Here is an 11,822-nt window from a genome sequence, read left to right as displayed (position 1 = left end):
ATTACTTGTCGTCTGTGACGGCACATAAAAGGTCAAAGTACTAAAAGGCCCTGAGAAACAAGGATTCGCTTCGGCCTGTAAAACTTGGCTACCTGTAAAGTCAGGCAGCCAAGTTGTTTTTAATTAAAAGATTAAATCGGCTACGCCTCCCTCGCCGGCCAGCTTGATGGCGTCACCACTATCAGCGATTGTATCGGCCAGTAGTTCAAATACTTCTGCAATTGTCATTCGGCTGTCTTCATTAGAGGTGACCTGGCTCAGCCAGTCGCGCACCAACTGCTCATCATCTACATCATAAGATGCCAGGGTTTCTCCATCATTGCCTGGATCCAAAAGCCAAGTAAACAAATGTGCCATGTCTGTTTTATTAGTGACGGCACTGAAATCCTGGCCCTGGGCACCATTAAGGATATCAAACATAAGATTCGCAGCGGTTGCCGGCCGCCCATCCTCATATTGACCGGCCAGGAAGGCTTCTCGATAAAAATCGACGCCTTCTGAATCAGCCATTCGATTGAACAAACCCTTATATACGGAATTAATAAAATAGCCTACGTTATCATCATCAATCGGACCGTATAGCCTTTGAGACTCTGATGAGCTTGCGAAGTTGTCCAGCATTGCACCTAGATCGCCGTCATTGTCCGCTAGCATACCTTTCCAGTAGGCGAGTCCGTCTACATCGGCGGGGCGCTGGTAATAGGCGATGTAAAGGGTTTGTATCAGGTCAGTTTGCCAGTCGCTGCTGAAAGACAGTGCACCAGGGTCACTGATAACGCCGTTAACTTCGCCATCCGCGTCAAACTCGCCACCATCAGTAAGCTGGAAGTCAAAACGTATCTTGCCTCCTTCCAGGGCAATGGCTCCACCCTCTTCGGCTACCAGGTTTACCCATTCTCCAGACCGGTCTTGTTTCCAGTAACCACTGACCGGAACAGTACCATCCACGTATAGGCTAAATGATTCAGTTTTACCTGGTTGATCAACGAGAGCATTAAACGAAATCATGCCCAGCGGCATATTCAGGTTATCAGGAGCATTTTCTGGCTTATCCACCTGCTGGACATCTCGCAGGGTTGTCGAGTTTCCAGGTGTGACCTTGCCTGACTGGCTGCCGCCAACCAAAGAAACAAAAATCTGGTTCGCATCCGGGTCGTTTGACGGTGTTGGTGTTGCCAGAAATGGCACTGATGCTACATCTTGCTGACTCTCATCAGCCAGCCCGTCGCCATTACCATCGCCTAAGGTGTCGGAGCCCAGAGATGGGACAAAGCTTTCGACATCCTCGGGAATACCGTCGTCATCAACATCACTCAGCTCATCCCATTCATCTGCAGGCGGGATCTCGGGTTCGGGTTCGGGAGCTGGAGGAGGTGGAAGGGTCGATACGGTTATCGCAAATGTATCGGATACACTGAGTGCTCCATCCTCACCACCGTCTGCCAGCGTAAAGTTGAAGCTGCTCTGGCCAGTGGTCGAGCTGCTTCGAAGGACCAGTTTGCCATCATCTATATCCTGCTGAGTAAAGGTATCGTTTACACCAAGCTGTACATTATCCAGCAGTAAAATACCCGTATCGGGAATACTGTCCAGGGTGTAGGTCAGTCCTGCAGGCGCATCGTCCGGGTCACTGGCTCGAAGAATGGCGTTGGTGATTGTGGTCTCTCGAGAAACATAAACGCTTGCTCCGGAGTTGGCTTCAATACCGGGAGCATCGTTTACAGCCTGTAAGGAAACAGTTGAAGTCTGATTCAGTGTTAGAGAATCTGAGCCGGCATTTGCCTGCCCGCCGTTATCAATCAGCTGGGTTAAGGTAATGACGCGGTCAGATGAGGTTGTAGGAGCACTACTTGTGTTGGCATAAGCGATGCCATTCAACAAGGTTTCTGTTTCGACAACGCTCATAGTGCCAGAGGTAAACGTTATGTCGGCCGTACCGCCAGACAGGCTAACAGAATAAGACAAGCCGAGGTTGGTCGTTGTGCCGGTAGTACCATCGATCAGATCGATAGATGTGTTGTCCACAATAAGCTGTTCAGTGGTGTCCAGCACGTTAGTTGCGCTGAGGGACAACCCCTGAATGCTTTGCCCACTCTCTATAGTTGAAACATCTGCATTGCTGAAAACGGACACTGGTCCTGCATCTTCAACGAAGCCAGGGTTAGTACTGTCTATGGTGAGAGTTGGAGCATCGTTTACATCAGTCACTTCCACTGTAAGCACTGAAGAAGTGCCGGTATGTCCGTTCTCATCTGTTGCTTGTACCGTGATTGTTCTATCGCTGGTGTTGGGTGCATCGAGAGTGTTTGAATACACCAGTGCGCGTACAAGGGACTGGTAGTCTGAACTGCTCGCAGTACCGCTCAATACAATGCTACTGCTACTGACATAGTCAATGGTTACAGCACCAACCAACTCACCGTTGGTATAACCTGATAGCTGTATCCCCTCGGCTATGCCGTCCAGTGGGTTGTCCAGGGTAATCGTCAGGCTCGAAATATTATCACCGCTGGCCTCCGTGACGGTTGCTTGAGTTGCGAGGGCCGTCTGTCCTGAGCCTTCAAGGTAACCAGTGGTGAGGCCTGTTTCATTACCATCGCCACCCAGGTCAATAACAGGTGCTGTCACGACACTCAGCTGAGTCAGGGCACTACCGGTCGAGTCGCCATCACTTACAGCAAAACTGATAAGGCGTCCTGCTGGGTCTATATCGGCAGGTGAGCTTGTGTTTTGGTATTGAACGCCGTGCAAGATGGCTTCATATACGGTTGAGTTGGCAGTGCCGGTAATGGATAAAAGCCCTGAAGAAGATGTATAACTTACGCTCAATCCTGCATCAGAAGCGGCTTGAAGCGCAGCAGCATTGAGGCTCAGTGCTTCTGCCAAATCGCCATCAGGGCGGTTCAGGATAGTTGCTGTAAGTGATTCGATTTGATCGCCAAGATCCACGTCCGTGATGACAGCGTCTGTATCGGCAACAGCAACGGCAGGGCCTTCGGCGACAAACAGGGTTGTAAAGCTTGTCCCGCCTGCCCCCGAGGAGTCATCACTGTCCAGGTTGATCACGGGGGAGTCATTCACATCCGTAACAACCAATGAGGCAGTATGGGTGGATGATGAAAAGGCTGAGCTGCCACCGTTTGTAGAGGTGTCTCCGAAGCTGGCCACTGCTGTGGACGCGGAGTAAGCACTTCCGTCCCATAGTCTGAAGGTGAGGCTTGGGGTCTCACCATTCTCATTATCAGGATCAAAATAGAGGCCACTTGCTGCGTCGCCCGCCAGTATCAAAGCGTTTGTTTCGCTGACAGTACCAATATCTATATAGTTGTGCGCACCATCCCAGTGCCAGTACTTCCAGGTGCCATTCCCTGTTATGTCGGTAATGGCAATGCCCAGAGTATTGCCATCAACGTCAGCAGCATCGGTAAGATAGTTGGCGATAAGGTCATCTATCGTAACAATCGTACTGTTGGTGTTTTCATCGGTATTGGGCAGAGCCGCGTTACCGGTGCCTGTGGGAGCGTCATTAACCGCGGTTATGTCCAGATTGACCGTACCCAAGGGCACGTCGGTTCCGCCACCGCTACCGGTATTCCCCCCGTCATTCGCGCTCAGGGTCAGTAAGGCTGCATTATTCCCGGATGCATTGAGTGCGGAGAGGTAAGTGATATTGGTTGAGGTATTTAAATAGGCATCAATATCGGCTGCCGTGCCCGTCAGGCTTAGCTCGCTGGTACCGGAGCCGGATACTGTGACATTGCCAGCATCGCCTGCACTCAAGCTACCCGCATCTACGTTTAATGTAAGACTGATATTACTGCCCTGGGCGTCAATATCCGAAAAAGTGACGGCGGACAAGTTGAGGTCGCTACTGGTGTCTTCTATTACCGTAATATCGGTTGGCAGGCTGACTATGGAAGGATCATCATTGACAGCCGATACATCCACTACGAGCTGAACAGGGGAAAGCGAGTCTGTTCCCTGGTTGTCGGTGGCAACCACTGAAAAAGCATTCAGCTCTCCATTGCTATTTGCAGCAGGTGTCCAGTAGGCGTTGTGAGTGGCGTCAATAACGGCATTAGTGGTTCCATCCCAGGCAGTTGCAGATGCTTCGTCCGCGCCAATTTTCAGTGTGCCACTGGTGACGGCCGTCACCGTAAAGGCCTCAACGGATCCATCGGAGTCTGCTTCATCACCAGCAGTCAGCAGCTGGGCCATGGTCACTTCAAAGCTAGTATCCTCGGTTGCACCTGTCAGGGTGCTCAAGGATGTCAGCGTAGGCCGTTCGTTCTGCTCAATCGTCAGGGTGTGGGTTTGAGTCCCTGATTCATGGCCGTTCGTAACCGTGTCGATATTGATAATGACATTTTCGGCATCATCATCGAGTGGGGCGTCGTCAATTGACGTGAGTGTGAAGCTGGCTGAGCTGCTTCCACTGGTAATAGTGACGGTGTTGCCACTGATATCACCGCTTAAGTTGTAGTCTGTACCGCCCCCGGTGGCACTACCGGAAATTGCCAGGTTGATCTGAACGTCCTGACTTGCGGTTACTGTATTTCCAAGGGCGTCCTTGAGAACCAGTGTATACACCGCCTCATCACCCAACTCGGTTATTGACGTCTGGTCTGCGCTTAATTCAACAAGCGGAAGGGTAGAAAAGTTATAGGTGGTGTCATCACCAAAACCGCTGAAACTATTGCCCAGACTGTCAGTTATCGCGCCTGAGGCAATATTGATTGCGTACTCTGTGCCTGCAAGCAGGTTTGCACCCGGATTCAGGGTCAGGGTGGCGCCGGAGGCACTGATGCTACCGCCATTATCCCCTGTGCCTGTTTGTGATGAGAAGGTTTCAACAGTTTGTCCGGTAGTCAGGTCCTTCAGCAGGATGGAGCCTGTATCAAGCAGGATGTTTTCCGAGAAAGACAATGAAATGTCAGCTGACAGGTCTGATCCGAAAAAACTGTCATCTGCAGGTGAAGAGCTGGCGGCCTGGAATACCGGCCCTACCAGGTCCAGCGTGTGAGCAGTGCCGCTATTATAGGCTTCGGCGATGTTTCCTGAACCGTCCTGGATATTAGTGTTGGCGTTCAAATCAAGGCGAAGTGTACCTTCGCCTGACAGGCCTGTCGCAGAAATGGTATAGCTTGTGCCGGAGCCTGACAGTGTGGAAAGCGAGCCATCGGCTGTTCCGGTTTTGGTCAGTGTAAAATCATCCAGGCTTACATTGGTTACGGAGGCACTGAACTCAATGTTAAATGTCACTGAAGATGCGTTTTGTGCCGGAGTACCGTCGATTGTGATCGTGGCTGTGGGGTTTCCGGCAGGAAAGTAATCATTATAGGCTCCGGTCTGGGAGTATATGTTTCTTAGCCCGCTGTCTTCCTGCACCAGCGTGATGTTTTGGCTGGCATCGACGCTGAAGTCGTACAAAGTGCCGCCGTCTATTGGAAGGTTGAACTGATTGCCTTCCGTCCAGCTGCTATCTCCGTTCTTCAGTACATAAAACTTTTGGTAGTTGCTGCTGTAATCGGATGTATAGGAGTCAAAGAGTGCAAAAATATCGCCAGCTTGTTCCTGAATAAGAGGGACCCAGTCAGAGCGGGTAGTGCTGGTTGAAAAGTCGGAGGTGCTCCAGCTGCCAGAGCTGTTGGTTTTATATCTGACAGTGCTACTGACGAAATTGTCGTTTACATCGTAAATTTCGTCTGCATAAAATACGTGGATCTTGTCGTTTGAATCCAGAATCGCGTTGGATGTGTAATAGTACTGTTGGTCGCCAGTGTTATCGACAATTTTGGTGGCGGAAGACCAGGTGCCGCCGGATTTTACCTCGTAGTAAAGGTTGGCTCCGTAGCTGTTCTGATTGTCTTCATGTTCGTAAAACGCATATACATCACCATTTGACGCGATGGCGAGGCTTTTTGCGAACACCTCGTCCTGGCCGCCGGCACCGGATGCAATATCTTCTACGACCCAGCTGCCGGATGCATTGGTAGCATAGCGAATGTAGTCTCCGGTTGAGTCGGAGTAGTTGTATAGCAAGTGAGCATTCCCGCTGCTATCAACGGTGATGGCCGGGTCATCAAAGTTTTTGCCACCGCCGCTATCACTGGCATTTTCTACCCATCCATAGGTCCATTGGTTGCCATCGTACTCGGCATAGCCAACACCACGTGTGTTATCCACACCGGAGCCGTCAGAAGGTCGGTAGACCAAGTGGATATTGTCATTGCTGTCAATGGCGATACCCAGATCATCTGAGAAGTACGTATTGCCCGTATCCGTTGTCGTGATAGTCGAGTGCGTTGACCAACTGCTGCCATCCCAGGTCTTAACGGATATTTCAGTGCCGGATACCTTATGCACCAGGTACTCAACACCGTTACTGTCGGTCGCCAACTGGGCAAAAGCCCAAGTGTTGGCGGAGTAAGTGTGGACAGTAGTATCAGTTATTGCGAGGGCGTGTTCGTATGTTTGGCTCAGCTGTGCGGTATCGAGAGCGCTGGAGGGTGTGACTTCCCCGGTAGCATACTCCAGCTGCCAGTCCCCCCCCAGGGCAAGTGAGCCGCTGGTGTCATCTGAAGCCGCGATATCGGCACCTGTCTGAGCGGCGAGTTTTCCGACAAACTCAACACCTGTGGTATCGGCCGCCAGGTTACATCCATAGAGCAGCAGATCACCGTCTTCTTTAAGGGCATTCCCCAAAAGAGAAAGCTGTTCGCTGTACTCGCCGAGCGTTGAGTTGTTCAGTCGGCTGCTACCGAGCTGAAGCTCACCATCCTGACCATGGCTAAGCAGATGAATAGCGTCATAGTCCGCGTTATCTGAGGCCCATAGTGCCAGCTGTGCAACACCGTCCTGGTGTTGGTCCAGAATACGTACTTCAACATCCTGGGATATACCCGCCAGCAGGCCGGATATGTCATTTACACTGGCATCAATGAAGACAATTTCTTTACGGCTTTTTGTGCTGGAAGCTGCTGCTTCGCGGATAAGGTGTGGGTATTTAATCCCGAGAGTATCTGAAGTCGTCATGGTCGCACCTGGAGGCTGATTCCTTGGATAGGGGGGATAATCCTTTGAATCAACAAGATTGCACATTTTTTGTGCACTAACAAGTGTTTGGACGCAAGGGAGGGAGGGTTACAGGATGAGTGTGGTGCTGCCAACCAGGGGGACGGAGACCCGCCCTGTGGGTTTAAGGGCGGGGTCTGTGTCGATCAGAAATTAAAGCTGAGGGTGTCATCCTTACCCTCGAAGTACTCTGCTACATCCTCTTCGGAAACAGACTGGGCATGTTCTTCCAACTTGGTGTGCAGCTGATAAAGCTTCTGGAAGCCTTTGATACGCTGCTGGGACAGCATTTGTCCGTAGGCCAATGCCAGTGCCTGCCCTTCTTGCAATTCTTTTAGCGCCTCAGCAGAGAGGCTGTTGAGTGCTGCTTCATCGACCCGATAGATGCCTTTGATCTGAGCATTCTGTCCCTTTTCGGTCGCCAGCTTCAGAGACCAGGGTTTGATCAGGTTGTGCTTGGCCAGCAGGCTGACGGCCTGGCGGGTACGGGCACGGCCTGCCTCGCATTGTTGCATGAAACCCAGAAGCGCGTTGAGCTTGTCACTGGGCTCACCATCCGGCTTGAAGAAACGCTGCTCTTCAGTGGGCTGGTCGGTCAGCAGACCGCTGGTCTGATCGAAGCACAGGGCCAGGCCTTCCTTGTCTTTGCGTGGCAGGAGGCGGAAGGGGTAGGCGCGCAGGGCTGCCGGCAGGTAACCGCCCATCCAGCGACCGTTGGGGGCAACAAAGAGGTTGTGTTCCGGAATCAATGACAGCAGTGCTACGGCTTCAAACCGGGCAGGTGCGGTGTCGGTTGACGGCAGTTCCAGAAAGGCGACCGGCATGGTTGGAATCAGGTGGGGCAGTTCTTCCAGTAATACCGGGGCGGTATCGGTTTTGGCGGCAAACTTGAGGGAGTCAATGCCGTGCCAGCCCAGTTGCTGGTGCTGCTCGGCGTTGAGGGCAATGTATCGGTCCATCTTCAGGGCCTCCTTGGATCAGGGATGTGTCTCTGACCATCTGTATTCATTCAGGTTCGGGCATGTAGTTACAAAAAACCCCGCGCCGTTGCCGGAGCGGGGTTTTGTTGGCGTAGAGCTATCACCCGGAGGTGATAGCTGCCAAATTAGACTAACTTAGGCCAGGTTGTCAGCCAGGGTCAGAACGCCACCCAAGCTGTCACCGAAGTCGTAAGTACCGATCAGCTGAACGCTGGTGAACTCGGCGCTGGTGTTGTCGGAAGACAGTTCGAACACCTTGTACTCGCCATCGTTCGCATCGTTTTCGATCATAACGATGTGGCTGCGCTCGGAACCAACGTAGTTAGCGATGGTGCCTTCAGCATCGAAGGTAGCATCCAGGATGTTACCGTAACCCTGGCCGTTACCATCAACGATGGCTGCCAGCAGGTCAGACGCAGTCAGCGCTTCCCAAGTCTCGTTGGCAACAGCCGCAGAGTTGAAGGCTTCGAAGATGGTTACACTGTTCGCTTCCAGAGTAGCGTCAGCGTTCAGGGTCTGAGCGATCAGCTGCTGAGATTCAACAGAACCAGAAGCGCTGGTCATGTTGTTCAGGTAAGCGCTGAAGTCCAGGTAGTCTTCGCCCAGAGAGTCGCCAGCTACAAAGTTAACGATGGTGTTTTCACCGTTGTTGTAGTTGGTGAAGACAACAGTGTCGTTGCTGTCAGTGCCAGTGCCCAGAACTACAACATCGTTGCCGGAACCGGCGTTGATGATGTTGTCGCTTTCTACAGCGCTGTCAGTACCGGTGATGTCAACACCGCCGTTCTGAGCCAGCTGGGAGTTGTTGGCAACAACACTACCGTTGGACAGACCTTCGTGGTTGCCAACCAGCGCAGCAACACCAGCATCCAGGTCACCTGCGGCGATGGCAGCGGCAGCAGAGTTACCGTTGAAGGCTTCCCATGCATCCTGTACGCCCGCCAGTTCGGTAGCGCTCAGGCCGGCCAGATCACCAACGTTCAGTTCAACGATCAGGTCGTCAGCAGAGAAAGTACCGTCTACCAGAGACTGAACGATCAGGGTGTTGTTTTCACCGTCAACCACGCGCAGCAGCTTGTTCAGGACTTCGTCGCTGTTGATCGCTTCTTTGATCGCCTGGTTGATGTGACGCTCGTCAGCAACGTAGTTGTCGCCAGTCGGTACTTCAACGGTAGATTCCCAACCGTTGTCGAAAGCGGCAGCAGCTTCTTCAGTCAGGCCGGCACCGGCCAGAGTAGCACCGGAGATAGTGACAGTCAGGGAAGCACCCCACAGGAACGCCGGGTTGGTGCTGGAGTCCAGACCACCAGAGTTCAGGGAGCCGTCACCGCCCAGCAGGTCGGATACTTCCAGGTTCTGGGAGTTGAATGCCCAAGTACCGTGCACGCCGCCGTCAGCAGTTACGCCGTCGATTACAACTGCAGCAGGAGCTGAGTCATCAACGGAGATTACAACGTTGGTCAGGCCCAACTGTTCCAGCAGAGCGGTCTGGTCAGCGATGAACGCTTCCAGAGCTTCCGGACCACCGGCAACAGTAGTGTCGATAGTTGTAACAGTGTCAGCGAAGCCCAGGAAGTAAGCATCATCGCTGGAACCGCTGTTGTCAGCGTAAACAGTGTCGTTACCAGCGCCAGTGCTGATAGTAACGTCGCCTTCACCGTAAGTGTTAACGGTGTCGTTACCAGTACCGGTAGTAACGCTGATGTTGTCCAGATCGCTCTGATCCTGGTAGTCGTTACCAGCAAAGTTGATCTCGGTTACAACAGAGTTGTTACCGTTACCCATGTTGATGTTCAGCGCGAAATCTTCGTGCGCAGCAACATTGCCGTCCAGCAGCAGGTTCAGGCTGTCGTTGCCAGCACCGAAGGTGTAGTCGAAGTTGCTGTTGTCAGCAGCAGGGTTGTCCTGCTCGTCAACCAGGTTCAGGTCACGGTCGATAACCAGTTCTTCGATTTCGCCAGTGATAGACAGGTCGCCTTTGAAGGAAGCAGCGTTCACGTCCTGAACGTTGTCCAGCTGAGCGATAACCAGGTCGCCTTCAGCGCCAACAGACTCAACATTAACCACTTTCAGCTGGTTGTTGGTGCTGGACATGGAAGACAGTTTGCTGTCACGGTCAACAAAAACGTTGAATACTTCGATACCGGAATCCGGAGTGTTGGACATGCCGCCAACCTGCAGATCACCACCCATGCTGCCACGACCAACGTTGTCCAGCGCGATGTTGGTTTCGATCATGTTGGAAGCGATGCTCGGATCTTCCGGACGCTGACGACCGTACAGGGTAAAGTCGGTTACACCGTCTTCACGAGCAACGAAGCCAGCACCTTCGAAAGTGCCGCCGTTAGCGTCGTTCAGCAGGATGGAGTCACCCTGAACCAGACCCTGGGATGTGCCGTTAACGTAGGCGTTGGTTTCGAAACCGTCTTCAACGCGGTTGATGCTCAGACCAGCCAGTTCCGGGTTGTCAGCTTTAGCTTCGTTCAGAGCTGCACGTACAGCAGTTTCCAGCTCTTCGTAAGTCTTGGCGTTGTAGATGCCGTCAGACTTCAGAGTGTACTGAACGCCGTTCAGGATGAAGTTGAAACCTTCGATGTTCAGCTGGCCCAGCGGCTGATTGGGATCGTGCGGGATCTCTTCAGTACCCAGGTCCATCAGGTTAACGCGCAGCTGAGAGTTGGTAGCTTCGTCAGGAGCAGCGATCAGAGACTGGCTGTCGAAGTAAGCACCGAAAGATACAGCAGCGTCGGTAGACTTCATGCCGAAGGTAACGTCAGACGGCAGGCTGTTTTCAGCAGCGCCTTCGCCCAGCAACTGGTCGAAGTCAGTGATTTCGGAACCGCTCAGACGGATGTCTTCGATGACCAGGTCAGCACGGCTGTCTACAGACCACCATTCTTTAACGCCAACCATGTCCTGAGCGTCGATCTGAACTTCGCTGTCTACGAAGTCCGGAGTCGGGTTGTCAGAAGCGTCTTCGATTGCAGTGTCCTGCGCGCGGATGAAGACTTCTTCAACATTTTTGGTTTTCGCAGCAATAGCGAAAGCCTGAGAATCGCCGATTTCAGCGACCAGCTTGTCAGTGCCAGCGCCACCGTCGATGATGTCACCAGACTGCAGGGTGTTCTGGTTGTCCAGGATGTAACCAACGAAAGTATCGTCGTTTTCAGTACCGGTCAGAACGTCCTGGTCAGCAGCCAGACGGAAAGTTTCGCCAACTTCGCCGCCGCCATTGCCGTTGTCTTCAGCATCCGGGAAGCCCAGAACGATGCCGTCGATGTCAACGTCAGCTACTTCAGTGTCAGCGTCTACGCCAGCCAGCATGGCTTTGGCAGCAGCTTCCTGCTCTTCGCCGTACTCTTTGTTGTTAGCAGCAACAGATGCGGTGAACGCGTCAGCTACGTCCTTACGGCTTTCCAGTACAGCAGCGTCTTCGCCCTGTGCGCCGTTCAGGATAGCCAGTGCAATTTCACCTTCGGTGATGTTGCCTTCAGCCAGTTCTTCAACGTAGAAGTCCAGACCAGCCTGCTCAGCGTCACGGCCCAGGATCTGCTGGTACAGAGCGTTTACCAGGTCAGCAGCTTCCAGATCGCCGTAGTTACGCTGATACTCTTCAGAAGAAGCGAAAGCGTTGATGATGGCAGACAGGTCACCGTTAGCGGCTTCCAGTTCGTCAGCCCAGTATTCCTGACCAGCTGCGTCAGCCGGACGGCCGTAGAAAGCGATGTACAGATTCTGGATCTGATCCAGGCTTGCTTGTGTAGCCAT

3 protein-coding genes are annotated in these 11,822 nt (G+C 52.7%); all 3 read right to left on the bottom strand.

The genetic code is table 11. The annotated features are described in order from the left end of the window. Nucleotides 1-123: 123 nt before the first annotated feature. The gene (locus tag BW956_RS18810) at nucleotides 124-7,035 is read right to left on the bottom strand and encodes a DUF4347 domain-containing protein (protein ID WP_076465296.1); all 6,912 of its coding nucleotides are present in this window, start codon (nucleotides 7,033-7,035) and stop codon (nucleotides 124-126) included. A gap of 185 nt (nucleotides 7,036-7,220) precedes the next feature. Beyond that, entirely contained in the window at nucleotides 7,221-8,033 is an 813-nt protein-coding gene (locus BW956_RS18805; RefSeq protein ID WP_076465293.1) for a SapC family protein, read from the bottom strand. 156 nt (nucleotides 8,034-8,189) lie between these two features. After that, nucleotides 8,190-11,822 carry a DUF4214 domain-containing protein gene (locus BW956_RS18800; protein ID WP_076465290.1) on the bottom strand — a complete coding sequence of 1,211 codons (3,633 nt, stop codon included), beginning with the start codon at nucleotides 11,820-11,822 and terminating at the stop codon, nucleotides 8,190-8,192.

Source organism: Marinobacterium stanieri (assembly GCF_900155945.1).
Lineage (GTDB): Bacteria > Pseudomonadota > Gammaproteobacteria > Pseudomonadales > Balneatricaceae > Marinobacterium > Marinobacterium stanieri.
Note: the sequence above shows the minus strand (reverse complement) of the source record. Positions and strands in the feature narration are given on the sequence as shown.